Annotated in this window: 11 protein-coding genes; 6 read left to right on the top strand and 5 right to left on the bottom strand. The window is 41.1% G+C overall.

What is annotated here, in order from left to right; translation table 11 throughout:
• Positions 1 to 233: 233 nt before the first annotated feature.
• Together ACLBLI_RS15735 and ACLBLI_RS15730 are read right to left on the bottom strand one after the other, a co-directional pair.
• Positions 234 to 734: a hypothetical protein gene (locus tag ACLBLI_RS15735; protein ID WP_414828524.1), complete on the bottom strand. Its 501-nt coding sequence runs from the start codon at positions 732 to 734 to the stop codon at positions 234 to 236.
• 144 nt (positions 735 to 878) lie between these two features.
• The gene (locus tag ACLBLI_RS15730) at positions 879 to 1,955 is read right to left on the bottom strand and encodes a helix-turn-helix domain-containing protein (RefSeq protein WP_414828523.1); all 1,077 of its coding nucleotides are present in this window, start codon (positions 1,953 to 1,955) and stop codon (positions 879 to 881) included.
• 1,378 nt (positions 1,956 to 3,333) lie between these two features.
• Between ACLBLI_RS15730 and ACLBLI_RS15725 the strand changes: the two genes are divergently transcribed.
• The 6 genes from ACLBLI_RS15725 (at position 3,334) to ACLBLI_RS15700 (ending at position 12,687) form a co-directional block, all read left to right on the top strand.
• Positions 3,334 to 3,561 (top strand): hypothetical protein, encoded by a 228-nt coding sequence (locus ACLBLI_RS15725; RefSeq protein WP_414828522.1) that lies wholly within the window; start codon positions 3,334 to 3,336, stop codon positions 3,559 to 3,561.
• Positions 3,562 to 3,775: 214 nt separating this feature from the next.
• Positions 3,776 to 7,228, top strand: coding sequence for a type I restriction-modification system endonuclease (gene hsdR / locus ACLBLI_RS15720; RefSeq protein ID WP_414828521.1), 3,453 nt, complete (start codon positions 3,776 to 3,778; stop codon positions 7,226 to 7,228).
• Positions 7,229 to 7,266: 38 nt separating this feature from the next.
• Positions 7,267 to 8,775 (top strand): N-6 DNA methylase, encoded by a 1,509-nt coding sequence (locus ACLBLI_RS15715; RefSeq protein WP_414828520.1) that lies wholly within the window; start codon positions 7,267 to 7,269, stop codon positions 8,773 to 8,775.
• Positions 8,772 to 10,067, top strand: a complete 1,296-nt coding sequence (locus tag ACLBLI_RS15710) for a restriction endonuclease subunit S (protein WP_414828519.1) — start codon at positions 8,772 to 8,774, stop codon at positions 10,065 to 10,067. The genes ACLBLI_RS15715 and ACLBLI_RS15710 overlap by 4 nt, the downstream gene beginning before the upstream one ends.
• A gap of 6 nt (positions 10,068 to 10,073) precedes the next feature.
• A complete protein-coding gene (locus ACLBLI_RS15705) occupies positions 10,074 to 11,093 on the top strand; it encodes a hypothetical protein (protein ID WP_414828518.1) in 1,020 nt (339 codons plus the stop codon).
• Positions 11,083 to 12,687 (top strand): hypothetical protein, encoded by a 1,605-nt coding sequence (locus ACLBLI_RS15700; protein ID WP_414828517.1) that lies wholly within the window; start codon positions 11,083 to 11,085, stop codon positions 12,685 to 12,687. The genes ACLBLI_RS15705 and ACLBLI_RS15700 overlap by 11 nt, the downstream gene beginning before the upstream one ends.
• Before the next feature lie 292 nt (positions 12,688 to 12,979).
• On the opposite strand, the gene ACLBLI_RS15695 is transcribed toward ACLBLI_RS15700, so the two are convergent.
• From ACLBLI_RS15695 to ACLBLI_RS15685, 3 genes are all read right to left on the bottom strand, one after another.
• Positions 12,980 to 13,651 carry a hypothetical protein gene (locus ACLBLI_RS15695; protein WP_414828516.1) on the bottom strand — a complete coding sequence of 224 codons (672 nt, stop codon included), beginning with the start codon at positions 13,649 to 13,651 and terminating at the stop codon, positions 12,980 to 12,982.
• Between the two features lie 17 nt (positions 13,652 to 13,668).
• Complete coding sequence (locus ACLBLI_RS15690) at positions 13,669 to 14,835, bottom strand: tyrosine-type recombinase/integrase (protein ID WP_414828515.1); 1,167 nt, start codon at positions 14,833 to 14,835, stop codon at positions 13,669 to 13,671.
• 406 nt (positions 14,836 to 15,241) lie between these two features.
• Positions 15,242 to 16,327 (bottom strand): site-specific integrase, encoded by a 1,086-nt coding sequence (locus ACLBLI_RS15685; RefSeq protein WP_414828514.1) that lies wholly within the window; start codon positions 16,325 to 16,327, stop codon positions 15,242 to 15,244.
• Between the last annotated feature and the right edge of the window lie 118 nt (positions 16,328 to 16,445).

The raw sequence follows: 16,445 nt of genomic DNA, 5'->3' as shown, positions 1-16,445 counted from the left end.
AATTTATTCTCTATCGTAGCGGCGTTGACCGTTGGCTGCTTGTCTTTAGCTGCTCTTCATCACTCAAAGGTCAATGACCGCTTTGGCCGTTGGGCGGTCGTCCAACCTAGATTTGATTGACTTCCGCTATACGTACATTTCTGCCTGTCCAGCTAAGACGAGAAACTTTCGACTTTTTATCAGTTCACTAAGCTTCCTAGGCATCCACACAAACGCAGCTAGAAAACACTAAATCATTCTGAGTTGTTGCTCTCATCTCTTCTGTCTAGTTGGAGGACAACCATCATTATTGTGGTAAATATCTCACTGTCACTTTCGTCATCGTGTACTTCAATGGAGTGAGTATCTCGCAATGACAAGATTTTTCCTTTCGCAGATGCAATGGGTTTGTTTTGATGAGTGACGCTGAACTTTAAGTCCCAGAAGTTTCCTTTGGTTATAGCGCCGTCATATTTGCCACCAATAACATAATAGGTACGGGTCCAAGAGAAGAGCTTTCGCTTCACTTGAAAGTCCCCAATAGAAGAGTGAATGTCCCACATAAGAGACCAAAAAGGCCACAATTTACGTTTTACTGTAGCGATTTTTTGGTTGCGCATTCTCAGAGTCCAAGTTGGATTGAACAACGCGAACTGCCCAGCAGCATCGTAGAGTTGCGCTCCATTTTCATCACCAATGGACATTCGCCCTCTAAAGCTCAATAACTTGTTATTGATGGATAATATCGTGGACATATACTGCTCCTTGTACTTCAAAGTGCTAAAAGGTGTAGTTCCATTACTTTGATAATTCGCTTGGCTCAAAAGTATCGGCAACAAAATATGCCAATAGCACGAAGTTGTATTTATATCACCTTTTTATAAGATTTATCAAAGAGGTCAAATCGACCGCAAGAACTCTCTTCTCCAGCGATCAAGCGTGCTTACACTTATGTTGTGCTGTTTCGCTAACAGCGAACGAGAAGCACCTGTTGCGTTCAATTCTTCTACAATTTGTTGGCGTCTATCAGCAGTATACTTGTGTCGCTCACTACCTCGTATCATCAATTCTCGAGTCTCTAACTCGTCATGAAATCGAGGTTCAATCCCAAGAAATATGTTGTGCCAGTGTTGTTTTTTCGGCAAAACGAAATAGCTTATGTTGTCTCGACATGTGGGGTAAGCCGCAGTCACTCTCTCGACTTTTCTCCAAATATTTCTGAATATCGCTTCATTGCGACAAACAAATATTTGTTCAACGTTTTCAAAATCAGGATAGTCAAAGCTGCCTTCGTCATCTTCATTTACCAATTCTTTAAATAAACTTCTAAGTGAGTCTGAGTAATAGCCATCTTGCTCATACCGTTCGGCAAATACCTCTAACCAGTGCGACAAGCTACCCGCATGCTGTGATATTCCGCGTGCGGAGTTTTCGATTTCAATGATGAGTAGCGTCATGTCGGTTGTGAGGACTAATGAATCAGGCACGCACTGAAAAATACTATTGGCAGTATTTTTCAAGGTCTGAATTTCGTGTTCTGATTTAACATTGCTAACCACGTGGCTGCCCAACTCAATCTGTTCAGATTGCAATGCTATAAGAAATTCATTAGCTAAGTGCCGGTGATACTGATGTTCAAAGTTACTTAAAAAACCCCTAGATTTATAAAAAGTCGATACTTTTTCTAACGAGTTACCTTGATGACCTTTTTTCAGCAATGATGCTCCTTTCCGGGTAAGGGCAAAAGCTTTAACACCAGGTGAGTCATTATACGTTTCTGTCCAAATAAGTTTGTCATTCATCATACGCCTGAGAATATGTCGTATTGTCTGAACGCTGTTTCCACAATATGAGGCAAGCTGGCTTTGACTAAGCCACCCAAATTTCCCCAATGCGAAAAGAATATTTATTTCATTTTCTTCACCTAAGAAGATTTGTTTCGCTGCTGCTCCACTTAACTTTTTTCGGTTTTGCATATTTTTCTTTCCTAGTTATTTGTCGACTGCAAAATAACTAGGCCTTTAATGTGCAAACTCTGGCTACACCCTCACGTAAGCGAGGGTGTAGCCAGAAAAGAGCGCGATATCTTCGGGCTGGACGCCCTGCAATACCTTTGGTTTTCGGGCTTTTAGCTCTCCGCTGCTGGACGCAGCTACATTCTAAAAGCGCACGAAAAGCCGCCCTACGTCGCATGCGCGACTCCGAGCAACCACCACTTTCAGTGAATTGGCGTTGTACGGAGCGAGATTGCATCTCTTCGTACGAACTGACAATTCATCTTTCAAGTTGCGGTTGCTCGGAATCGCTGCGCATCCTCGGGCGGGGGCCAGCCCCCACAGTTTTTGCGTTGCTGGGGCAACTTCTTAACGCTGGGGCGTACGAAAAAATTGCGGCTCCCCCGAATTTGTCGCTGAACGCGCCTCAATTTAAAGAAAAAAGCCGCTCGATTTTAAATAATAAATGCTCACGGTATACGTAGGCACTGCTTTGCAAAAATTCTTACTTTTAAAGTCAATGCACCAAACTCTGCGTTTATTGTGAGTAGGTAACACCCAAGTGCCTCGAGCATCAATTAATTCGATGAATCGAACTTTATCTAAAGCAAGTGTGAGAAATTTTTGCATGGCAGGTGCATATATAAAAATAGAGCATTGGGAAATTAATGTTCCGTCATTCTCTCGTGTAATCGAGAGCTACATTAACGAAAGTCTGTCTTTGTTAATGTAGCGAGAGAGGGGCCGCTGAGCAGATACAGTGGTATTGACTGCAACACCATTCGTCGCGAGTTTCGTGAGGCAGCCATACATTGACGCCTTTTGGATTTTCACAAAAGAGAAAAGAGCACTTCGTAAGAAGTGCTCTTTTTGTTGTAAATTTTCTTTCGAACAAGTTGTGTAACTTATTGAGAAAAAAGGTTGCTTATAAAAACTCAATCATTAATGTACTTTTTAAACCGTAGCTTTTATGACAAAGAAGATTATGAGTGAATCGAAAGCAATGAAATATGTACTAGCTGCTATGTTTGTTGTTACTTCGCTATGTATGCCGACATTTCTTTATTATGTGAGCATAGATTTTCTCGATTTCGCATGTATCTTTGCATTAATTAACATGGCGGTATTCTGTAAGCTTTATTTTGGTGCATTAAGATATTTTTCTCAACAAGAGCAAGGCTTACATCAGTCGTCTGGATATCGTCTACTAAGTTATGCTTTTTTCAGATTTCTCTAGCGTTTTAAGCGAAAAATTCTTATGCGTTTAGGTAATTGAGTTATGTCCTCAAGGCCAAGGATGGCCGAAATTCCCGTTTGAAGTGGCTATTTAATATGGGTTAAGACAAAAAAGGAAAACCTGATGAGAACATCAAAACGCGCAGTGATTGATATAGTTGCAAAAATGACGATGGAGTTGTTACGGACTTTTGCTTATTGCTCTGTGATTGTATTTGTGCTGAATGTAATTTTTAACGTTGAATTAAACAAAGCAATAACAGTTGGGCCCGATGTCATATTGTACATTGGATTGGCTGCATTTCTGACTTCTTCAGCTATCAAAATTTATCTTTTGAATAATTCTAAATAGAGTCACTAGTAAAAACAATTAAACGCCCGCACGGGCGTTTTTTCATTGCCAAGCTGCAATCTTTTATAAAAAATAAACTCTCCAGCAAAGCGCAATATCGTATCTGTAAAGCGTAATTCCACTGAGTTAGCACGTGACAACCACATAAACCTTAATTCATTTTCTACTTTAGTATATAGTTTGTCCGGTAATCTGAGTAGACAAGGAAAGTTGTATGGTATTCACAAGCAATTTCGGGTTTCTTAAAGCACACGGAGTTTGGTTTTACAACCTCGCAGCAAGTGCTGAGCGTAACTTCTCCTCTGATCCTAATACAACTCTTATCAAAATGCGCCAACTCGGCGAAGCCATTGCTCAGAATATTGCAGCCCGTGTGGGCGTTGAATTTGGCAAAGAGGTTACACAACACAATCTCCTTAAAGATTTAGATTACACACTTAGGTTAGAACCGAATGTAAGAGAAGCATTTTATGACCTTAAGTTTCTCGGGAATAACGCTACGCATGAGTTCGATAGTTCAACGCATCGTGACGCACTGAAAGCACTGATAATAGGTCACTCTCTTGCAAGTTGGTTCCATTCAACTTTTGGAGGCGAAAAAGCTAAAGGCTTTAAAAAGTCGAAGTTCGTAAAGCCAGAAGATCCATCTGATTATGTTCGTCAGCTTGAAGAGAAGCTGTCGCAAATTACTACCGAATCTCAACGCACATCAGACCGCATAAAGGTAGCGGAAAAGCTTAGTCAAATTGAGCATGAAAAAGCCGAGGCTGAGCGCCTTCGTGCAGAGCGAATGGCGGAAGAGCGTGAGATATGGGAACAGTTAGCTCAAGAACAAGAAGAAGCGCTTGCCAACTATCGCGCTGAAGTTGAGCGTGAAAATAAAGACAACTTTGATCATTTTAAATCGCAACCAAAAGAGCAGCAGGCCGCTGAGCTTCAACGCATAGAAAAGTCCCACTTTGAAATGGATGAAGCGGAGACCCGTGTCATCATTGACCAGCAACTCATTGATGCAGGTTGGGAAGCTGATACAGAGAACTTACGCTATTCCAAAGGCGCTCGCCCAGAACCCAATAAAAACCGTGCTATTGCCGAGTGGCCCACAGATTCTGGGCCAGCGGATTACGCACTCTTTATTGACACAACGTTGGTGGCTGTCGTCGAAGCAAAGAAAAATGCCAGGAATGTATATGGCGCTATCGACCAGGCCAAACGTTATGCAAAAGGTATTGCATCGTTAACTGATGATATTGAAGTGACAGAATACGGCGAATTCAAAGTACCGCTTACATTCGCAACCAATGGCCGCGCGTACTTAAAACAATTGGAGCAAGAAAGCGGGATCTGGTTTTTAGACGTTCGTGATACCACTAATCGCCGCAAAGCGTTAAAGGGCTGGTATTCCCCGCAAGAGATTAAAACCTATCTTCGCCAGACGCCTCAGAAAGCTAATGCACAACTTGATGAGATGGGTTTTGAGTACGAACTTCAGCTACGTGACTATCAGAAAAAAGCTATTCAAAGCGTTGAGCAAGCTATTAAAGATGAGAAAGAGCGTGCGCTTGTAGCAATGGCAACCGGAACAGGTAAAACAAAAACCTGTATTGCGCTGGTGTACCGCCTTCTAAAAGCCGAACGTTTTCGCCGAATCCTGTTTCTGGTAGACCGCAGTGCTCTTGGCGTTCAGGCTACCGTCGATTTTGGTGAAGTACGCATGGAAAACCTCAACACGTTTGCAGATACTTTTGACGTGTTGGGCATGGAGCCAGAAAAAAATCCAAAACCCACGCCTGATGACGACACCAAAGTACACGTAGCTACAGTGCAAGGTTTGGTTAAGCGTATTATGTACCCGTCAGAAGATGCGACTAAGCCAGGTGTAGGGCAGTATGACTGCATCGTAGTGGATGAGTGTCACCGTGGTTATCTGTTAGACCGAGAGCTAAGTGAAACCGAGGTAAAGTTTAGAGATCAGCAAGATTATGTTTCAAAATATCGCGCTGTAATAGACTACTTCGATGCATTTAAAATTGGGTTAACAGCAACGCCTGCCATACATACTACCGATATCTTTGGCGACCCTGTATTCTCTTATAGCTATACCGAAGCGGTAATTGATGGCTATCTGGTTGACCATCTACCTCCTGTAAGAATTCATACCAAACTCAACACCGATGGTATTCACTACAATGTGAATGAAGAAGTGCAGGTTTACGACCCGCAAACCAATCAACTTGAACTCATTCACACACCCGATGAACTCGATTTTGATGTTGCGCAGTTCAATAGAAAAGTAATAGCACCAGAGTTTACCAAAGCGATAGCAAAGTGGCTGATAGAAAGTGATTCAATCGACCCATACTCACAAGAAAAAACACTCATATTTTGTGTAACTGACAAACACGCTGATGAGATGGTAGAGGCGCTTAAGGACGCGTGTGAGCTTTATCACGGGGCCGTTGACGATGACGCTATCATGAAAATAACGGGTGCATCCGATAAGCCGCTCCAGCTTATCAGGCGTTATAAGAATGACCGTCTCCCCAACATTGTAGTCACGGTAGACCTGTTGACCACTGGCGTGGACGTGCCCTCCATTTGCAACCTTGTATTCATGCGCCGCGTGAACAGTCGTATTCTTTACGAGCAAATGTTAGGCCGTGCTACGCGTCGCTGTGACGACATCGCTAAAGAGCGGTTCCGTATTTACGATGCTGTAGACATTTACAAACAGCTCGAAAAAGTGAACACCATGAAGCCCGTGGTCACGAACGTAGACATTACTTTTAGCAAGCTAGAAAGCGAGATTAAAGAGGGTAAAGACAGCAAACTTCAGGAACTCGCGAAAGACCAATTTCTGAGTAAGCTTCAAAGTAAGAAGCGCTACCTTACTGAAACCCAGCAAAGCGAATTCGAGCGCATCGTAGGTAAGCCGCCTCAGGAGTTTGCGCAAGAATTAAAAGCAAAGCCTGTGCAGGAAGTAGCAGACTGGTTTTTAAATAATCCAGGCTTAGGCGAACTGCTCGATATGAAAGTGAAGGGCACGGGTGGGTTTAATCGAATTGTGGTTTCTGAGCACGAAGACGAGGTGCTCGATACCTCAACAGGTTATGGCAGCGGTCAGAAGCCAGAAGACTACCTAACTGCCTTTAACGACTTCGTGAATGCCAATAGCAATAGAATGGTTGCTATACAAACAGTCATTCAACGTCCGTGGGAATTAACCCGTGAAAGCTTGAAACAATTAGCATTAGAACTTGAAAAAAACGAGTTTAGAGAAGAAGATCTTAAGGCTGCGTGGAAGGAAGTTCGAAACGAAGATATTGCCGCTAGAATTATTGGTTACATTCGCCAAGCCGCAATAGGTGAAGCCCTTATCCCATACGAACAACGAGTAGATAGAGCATTAGATAGAATACTTGCAAGTCAGCCGTGGAAAACACCCCAGCGGGACTGGTTAAGCACCATTGCCAAGCAAATGAAAGCTAACATCATTGTCGATGAAGCCAACTTGAATGAAGGTATCTTCAAGCAAAGACTTGGTGGCATCAATCGCGCCAACAGACTCTTCGATCAACCTATCACCGACATCCTCGCCCAGTTTAATCGAGCACTGTGGGTTAACGATGATGACGGCGGCTATACAGATGATAAAGCGACAGCCTGATTTCGGGCTGTGCAACGAACAAAATAAGAGACAGTAGTATGAGCACACAAGATTTAATCAGCAAGTTATGGAACCTTTGTCACGTCTTGCGCGATGACGGCGTAACTTACCACGAGTACCTGAACGAATTAACTTATCTAATATTTCTCAAGATGGTTGAAGAAACAGGGCAGGATAGCCTTATTCCTGAGAATTATCGCTGGAGCGATATTGAAAACTTCAACGCAGCGACACGCCTAGAAGAATACAAAAAGCTACTTATTCACCTTGGTTCACATGGCTCGTTAATTACAAAAGCGATTTTTGCTGATGCAGCAACATGTATTCGTAAACCAGCAACACTCAATAAGTTGGTAACCGAAATCGACAAGCTAGACTGGTACTCAGCCAAAGCAGAAGGCTTGGGCGATATGTACGAAGGCTTGCTGGAAATCAATGCAAGTGAGAAGAAGTCGGGCGCAGGCCAGTATTTCACGCCAAGGGTGCTTATTGATGCCATGGTAAAGCTAATGCGCCCAACGCTAGACGACGTTGTAGTGGATCCAACAGCTGGCACAGGCGGGTTTATCATCGCTGCGCATAAGTATTTAGAAGAACACAACGATATCTCAAGCCTTTCGGAAACTGCATACGACAAGTACCAGCATAAAACCTTCTTCGGTATGGAATTAGTACCCGATACACGCCGCTTGGCAATGATGAATCTAATGCTGCACGACTTAGCGATTGACGATGACAACGCAGGTGTACTTTACGGCGATACCTTATCAAACGAAGGTAAAGCGCTACCGAAAGCCTCGCTTATTCTAGCCAATCCGCCTTTTGGCACAAAGCAGGGAGGGGGCGTGCCAACCCGTGACGACCTGGTACATTACACTAGTAATAAGCAGTTAGCCTTTCTTCACGCTATGTACCAAACCATGCTTAAACCTGGTGGGCGAGTAGCAGTAGTGCTACCTGATAACGTTTTGTTCGAAGGCTCTACAGGCCGCAAGATACGTAACGATTTAATGGAAAAGTGTAACCTGCATACCATCCTTCGTTTGCCTACAGGGATTTTCTACGCGGCGGGTGTAAAAACAAATGTGCTGTTTTTCGACAAGCCAAAAGATGTGAATCAAGACACAGGTAACACCCAAAATGTGTGGGTTTACGATATGCGAGCGAACATGCCGCAGTTTGGCAAACGTACCGTGTTAACCAAAGCTCATTTCGATGAGTTTTACGAGGCAGTAGGCAGCGACCTTACTCAGGTTGATGAAGCTCAGCGACAAGCGTTTATCGAAAATCATCAAAACGGCAGTGATGTGGGTGATGTCGATACCTGTCGCCTACGTAAATTCACTCGCGAAGAAATTGCAGCGAAAGAAGACTCACTGGATTTGGCTTGGATTCGCGACGATAGCGTAGAGGATGCTTCTAAATTGCCTGAGCCAGATGTCTTGATTAATGAGGCAATTGAAGAGCTAGCAGGTGCTATCACTGATTTACAGTCGATTTTGGTTGAGTTGGATGTGGCAGAGGCTTCGGAAGAGGTTGTGCTATGAGTGAGTTGCCTAAGGGATGGGAGTCCAAACAGCTAAAAGAGCTTTTTTCATTTGTTCTGGGGGGGGATTGGGGGAAAGACCCTGAATATTCAGATGCTGACTTCGAGACTGTTTATTGTATCCGAGGGACGGAGTTTCGTAACTGGAGGAAAGAGAAAGGTCTAACGAGTGTTGAACGAAAGGTTAAAAGCAGCAGTGTCGAAAAAAGGAAGCTGCAAGAAGGCGATATACTAATTGAAATCTCTGGTGGAGGCCCTGACCAACCCGTAGGTCGAACTATATTGATCGACGAACAAGCACTCAACGTTCACGAAAACATGCCTCTTGTATGTACGAACTTTATTCGCTTGGCAAGGCCGCAAGATTCAGTTTCATCAAGGTATTTAAATTACTACCTTCAATCATTTTATTTAAGTGGTGAGGTCACTAAGTATCAAGGTGGCAGCAACAATTTACGCAACCTGAAGTTCAAAGAGTATGAAAAAATAGAAGTTCCTATAGCACCACTAGAAGAACAAAAACGCATCGCAGACAAACTCGATAGCGTGCTCGCGAAAGTTGAGGCCGCCCAGGCCCGCCTCGACAAAATTCCCGCCATCTTAAAACGCTTCCGCCAGTCTGTGCTTGCTGCTGCGACTTCGGGTGAACTTACTAGAGATTGGCGTGAGGAGCATGGGGTTAGTATTGATGATTGGAAGCAATCAACTTTATCGGAAGTTTCAATATGTTTAGACCCAAATCCTTCTCATCGTTATCCAAAAGCAGATAGCTCTGGCGTTCCCATACTGTCAACGCAACAGTTTGTTGGACTAGACTCATGGACTACAGACAAGTCTAAATTAGTAAGTAGGGACTTTTTTCTCGAAAGAAGAGAAAAAACGAAGTTTTTGGAAGACGATATAATCTTTGCCAGAAAAGGTAGATTGGGTTTAGCAAGGATGGCACCCAAGGGCTTCGATTATGTTTATAGCCATACAGTATTCATTGTTAGGGCCAGAAAAATAAACAAGGAGTATTTATTATGGCTTCTAAGGCAAGAACAAACTGTAAATTGGCTCCTTAAAGAAATGAACTCAAATACAGGTGTTCCAACACTCGGTAAAGCAATATTTGAAAAGCTGCCAGTACCATTGCCATGTGAGAAAGAACAGGTGACGATTGTTGATAAAGTTAGCGGATTATTTGAACATGCGGAGACTATTGAAAAGCAATATAACGCTGCCAAAGTAAGATTGGAAAAGCTAACCCAATCGATCCTTGCGAAAGCTTTTCGCGGTGAATTGGTGAGTTAACTTTTTATGACATACACCTTTACCAATACAGAACGCAATAATCTGAAGGCTTCGGTTTTTGAAACTAAATCACTTTTGTATTTGGCTGCAAAGGGTAAAAAGTATAACGAAATTACAGTATTCACTGTAGATTGCTTTAACGATGTAGGGGGGATGTCTGATAAGGAAAGTATCTGGGATGTCCAAGCCAAAGGTGAAAAAAGCTTAACTCCAAGAAAAATTGGGCGTTATCTGATCACCTTATACAAAAATTATGTTTCTGTATTTAGCCCATTCTTTCAAGAGTTTATATTTTTTATGCCACCTCTGGGTGAGCAGTATTTAAATAACTCAACTCTTTCCTGTTATGAAATTGATAACTTTAAAGAGGCGCAGCGGTTCAAAGTAATTGAAGGTCTTAAAAGTGCCGCAAACCTAGAAGAAGATATAGATTTATCAGGGTTTCTGGCAAAGGTTTTATTTGTTGAAGATAGAACAGATGAATGCACTTACGTAAAAAGAATAATGCAATTTAAATCTTTAAAATTGAATAGCGACAGCTTTTATTCCGCAATCTTTAAAGAAATCCGAGACAAACAAACAAGCCTAAAAAACTCTGATATCGAAAATACTAGAATTACACGTCCTAATGAGGTTCTTCAACTAGACAGACACCTTACAAGCGAGAAACTCCAAGTATTCGTCTTAAACCGCCTGATCGGTGGAGATGTTTTTTCGAGAGGAAACTATTTACCAAGTAGTTACGCAATTTTCACACGGAGTCTCGACGAAGAAGAAATCGAAGATCACATATTTGAACAGAATGCTGCACTTAGTAGAGCATTTTTCGACAAAAACAACCAAAAAAACTTCTGGCGCTTGTTCGCGGCTATTTTTAAAGAGTTTGACGGTGATTCAACTAGAAAAGTGCACCAAGTCACAGAGTCAATTGATGAAAAGCTTATCGAGCGCACTGCGCATATTGATATGGATGCTACTAGGTTCCTCGTAGCTATGATTAGGGATGGATTATTAAGTGATAATTAGAAAGTTTGCTTTTGGAAATAGTAAAGCTGCCTTTGTTGAAAAGCGCTTTGGCGCTGAAGTTAATATTATTTTTAGTGATGACAACAACAAGGGCAAGACCCTTGTATTACAGGGGATAATGTTTGCACTGGGAAACGAACCCATCTTTCCAGCTGGCTTCGAAAATTCAGAACATTACTTTTTCCTAGAGTTTGATGTCGAAGGTAGAACGTTCAAAGTGCTCAGAAAACATACGACATTTTCGATTTTAGTTAACAAGCAGCTACACATTCTGGAGTCAGTTTCTGAATTTAAATATTTTTTTAATCAACACATATTTAAACTCCCTGAAATTATCCACAAAGGCTTACCAAAGCTCGTTGATTTGAGCCTCTTTTTGCAGCTTTTCTTCGTTGGTCAAGACAAGCGAGATACTTCGAGCATATTCAATAGCGGGTTTTACACTAAGTCCGATTTTGTCGAGATGTTGTTCGCTTTAAAAGGGTTATCTGGTACTGAGCTGTCGAACGAACAGCTAAAGCAGTTAAAAGATGAGTTGAAACAACTTAGAGCAATTGAAAGTAAACTCGGCAAAGAGATTGACCGCTTCAATATCAGTAAAGCCGTTTTGGAAAATGTGAAGTCTTCCGCAAGTTATAGTGCGTTTAAAGAGCAAGAACAACGTTTAAGAATGTTGCATGAACAGTTAGTAGCTTTACGAAAACAATTGTATTCAGAAAATACGCGCCTAAACCACCACTTAAACTTGCAAGCAGAGTTGAACTCATTAAATAGAGCGATTTCAATAGGTAAAGTATCTTGTGACGACTGCGGTAGTGAAAATATTTCCTACAAATCTAAAGAAGTAACTTTTGATATCAGTAACAAAGAAGTTAGAAACTCAATTCTGGATTCTTTAGACAGTAAAATTAAAACAAAGAAAGAACTATTGTCGCGTATTAACTACGAAATGTCTGTTGTTCAAGAGCGGCTCAACAATGAACTATCACAGGTCACCCCTGACCTGAGAGATGTCATATTGTTTTCAGACGAGTTAAAAAATACAGGTAGTTTGGACAAAGAACGCCAAGCCAAGCAACGTGAAATTAATTTATTAACTCAAAAAATCCAAGCGTCCAGCAGCAAACAAGAAGGGCTTTCAGTCAAACAGAAACAATTGATCTCAACCATTGTTGAAACGATGAATGCCATCTACAAAGTTGTTGATGAATCAGGAGTGCAAGTATTTACAGATTTGTTTACTAAGAAGTCAGTAAATTACTCCGGAAGTGAAGAGCAAGAGTTTTATTTTGCTAAGCTCTATGCCTTTTACGCTGTTTTTAAACACAAATTTCCAATCATCATTGATTCGTTTAGGGATAGGGAATTGTCAAGTTCGAAAGAACAGAAGATGATTGAAGTCTTCGAGGCTCTCGATAATCAAGTCATTGTAACTGCTACCTTGAAGAAGGAGGAATATAGCAATGATAAATACGAGACATATGGTTCGATTAACGCATTAGATTATAGTTCTCACACAGATAGTCGAATTTTAACTAGCTCTTACCTACCTGATTTTTTGACAATTTGTGACGAATTTGGAGTTAAACACTAGTGACTATAATCACGTTTTATCCATATCGAGATTCATGACATAGTTCTCAAATAAAGATTACAAGTTTTACTTGGTAGGACGCAAGTGGTAAAGAAAACTACGTAGGAATCTGCATGAAATCTTTCTCTGTTCCAAAAAGCGAAAAAACCCGATGAATCCACCGAGGTTTTGACGCCGACCGAGAATGCTCAATCCACTTGCCATATAGTATGGTATTTGTCACCATTTTAGTCAATGGTAATGGTTCTGAAAAACGAACTTTTATATTTTTTATTAATAAAACTCGTCGAATTCAGCGAACATTTTTATTAAGCGCATTGAGAACTTTATAATTAAAGGCTCCAATAGTTCCTGCCTCGTTTTCAAATAGTTTTGACCGGATATGCAATCTTAAAACAGTACCGCTTTCAATCACAGTTTCCCAATTTTTATAACTACCACCACTGGTTGCACGCCCTTTAATTAAAGCCACATCTGATTCTAGAGTTGCACCATAATCTCTAGATTTTGCAGCTGCAAGTGGATAGCCTAAGAAAGACACTGGTGACTTGATACGGCCAATATCTCTCGTTGCAGTCAATTCGACCCCGACAAGTTCTGAGTTGTATAAATAATCAAGTTCATCAACCTCTTCTTCAACTAATCCGCTAAAAAACCAACATTTTGAAAGCACATCCCATTTACCGCCAAGCTCCTTGCATCGGGCGACAAGTTCTGAATTATATTTAAAATGAGTTAATGTACGAATTCCGGCTTCTTTTTGCTCATCGACAGAGCATTGCAGCTTGAAAATCAAATCAACGCCAAATTTTGATTTTATGCTGATATCCGAAACGACAAGCTCTTGCGTTCCTAGCTCGAGTTTTTCACTATTTGAGTCGATAAGTATTCTACATTTATGGCCGCTTTTTGTCTGAGCAGCAAAATATTTTCGGTTACGTTTTATAATATTAAATGTTTGCATAATTCGTTCTTCTTTTCTTACAGTAGACCTGCGTGGGATCGGTTTATCTGCGATATTAAGTTTATGTTTGTGATGATTTTTTGAGCATGTAAGTTTGTGTATATTCGAATTATTGTCGAATGGTCACGGTGGCCGGTAAAGCAGGCGACAATCGGCACGGGAAGCCCTAACTCGAGCATTCGTGAAATAGCTTCTGTCCTTAGGTCATGTAACGATAACCCTGATATTCCGGCTTGAGTCGCTGCGCGGGTGAACACATTTTGAAGAGTTTGTGGTTTAATCTGATAAATTGTTTGCTCTTCTGAATAAATTTCAGGTCGCAATGCAAGTAGCAGTGATTTCGTTTCTGCAAGCATTGGCAGTGTTTTTACTTTTCCTCGAAATTTGCACTTTTGTTTTAGGATAACCACATCAAACCTAGAAGCTGTAAAGTCAATATCACTCCACTTGATCGAGAGAAGTTCTGAGCATCTTAAGCCAGTGCTAATTAGTAATTTGAATAGCAAGGCGTAATCTCTTTGCAAATATTCAGATTTTCTGACCTCTTTGAGGCCTTGGATCAACCTTTCCCATTCTCCCTCTTCAAGTCGTCGGTTTTTTTGGTTGGACTGAGAAATAAACCCATTTTTGTTCAATAGAATGCAGGCTTGATCAAAAACTGACGTGTCGAATTCTAATTTAAGGATAGCGACGCTATCACTAATTACACGCTTGAGTACCGCAATGTCGATTCTCAAAGTGCTAGGCGAAGGTTTCCCAGGCGAAATACTTCTATGCTGAAGATATTTTTTCAAACTCATGTAGTCGATTTTTCTAACGGGTAAGCGTGCAATATCGTATTTCAACATGTGTTTAACCGCACCGATAGTCGTTGATGATGGTGTCAAGGGAATGTCTTTGACATGTTTAAGCCAAAATTCTATAAAATCTCGTAAAGCAGAATTGAGCGTTATTTCCGGTTTTCTTTTGCGAAATGATAGTTTTTGGTACGCAGGTCCTTTTGATTGAATAGGCCCATGCTTTTCGATCATTTCGGCCCGCCATTCCTCTGCTTGTTCGTGCGAGTCAAATCGGGGGGCACGATCTATATTTGCGTTAGCGTTTCTATAACGACAAAAATATTTACCTTTTTTGAATCTGATCACTGGTCGAGTGTTGTCTTGAAGCAAAGAATTAAAGTTCACTAACGTTTCCTTTTGACACGCTTGTTTTCGTCAAAATACACATCGTAAAGATACTCATTTATCTTAAAAAGAAACTTATGTTGTATGAAAAATCTCTTAATAACAATGGGATAATGGTGTCTTGGTGGTGTGGAACAATGTTTATTTGTTTCACAGTTTTGCCGTTTTTTCGAGCAGTGAAATTGTCTTTTTTCGAACTGTTTTTTAAAAACCGAAGATTTACATCACTTTATTATTTCGGTTGTACCAAGTGATATTGGCAATTAAAGTTACATTAACTGCCAATCTATTTGTTTTTACTCACTTTTTTGTTCGTAAATTAAACTAGAATTATTCGGTATAAGCAAATTGCTTTTAGTTATTTTGTGGGGCATAGAATCCATGTATATTTAAACAATTCAATTGCTTAGTCGCTTTCCTTTATTTTACGCTCTAAAAAATGCTGAGGTCTGATATTCACATAAACTCGCCACAAAACATTCAAGTCGCGGTGCCCCGTCACTCGCGCTGTTTCTTCTACTGAGTAACCCATCTCAATCAGTCGACTTGCGCCTTCACGGCGGAGGTCGTGATAGCGAAGATCGCGGATATTTAGCTTTTTTCGGGTTCGCCGAAAGCCAGATGTAATAGAGCGGGCATTGAAAGGGAATATGCGCTCATCAGTCTGAGGCTGTTTTAATATGATATTAAGCGCATCGCCAAGAAGCGGTACGACCGCGTGATTTCCGATGCTTCCGTTCGGGCTTTTTCTATCTCTCACCAAAATAGTTTTTTGCTTTTTATCTAAATCTTGCCATTGAAGTTTGCATACCTCGCTTATTCGACAACAAGTGAGTATCGATATGAGAAAAATATCGCGATACGGAATTTGACAGCAGTGATGTTGCTGCTTTTCTTTTAACGCATCTAATAGTATTTCAAACTCGTTTCCTTCTAATCTGCGCTCTCTTTCGTTGCTACGTGAAATTAGCCTTAAGTCGTGGAGCGCAGGGTAAGCATCAACGATAGGGCGGTCGTCTACGTTTATACCAAACATACTTTTACCGACACGAAATACTTTTCTGATGCAGCTAACGTCAACAGAGAGTGTAGCAGGCGAAGGGGAAGAGTCAGACTTTTTGCGTTCAAGGCAATAGCTCACCACATCACTAGCGTTAATTTTAGACACGAGCATTTTCGCAAAGTCGCTATTAGCGATATTTTGCAGTGTATAAAGAGCAGTTCTGCCAATAGGTCTATTACTATTTTGCTTCGCATCAAGATACTTAGTTATTAACTCTGCTACGGTGCAATCAACTAGCTCCATGTCGACATCAACTAAGTGCCGTTCAATTTTGTGAACCATGCCCTTAGCCCACTTCACTGCGGCTGCCTTGTTTTGAAATGTTTTCGATTTTGAAAAAGTAATAACTCCCGACTCTTTGTTTCTTACTCTCACGCGATAGACATTGATATTTTTTCTCGTCGTCTTAGTAATGCTATAATACGCCATCTTATTTTCCGCCTAAAAACTTGGGCCCCAAAAAGACTCTTTTTGGGCCCCGATACAGTGAAAATAAGGAATTAAAGGGATAAATACCGCATTTGGTATTTACTCGAAGAGTTAAATA

It is taken from the genome of Alteromonas sp. H39, assembly GCF_047556435.1.
Classification (GTDB): domain Bacteria; phylum Pseudomonadota; class Gammaproteobacteria; order Enterobacterales; family Alteromonadaceae; genus Alteromonas.
This window is presented reverse-complemented; position numbering and strand designations above follow the sequence as displayed.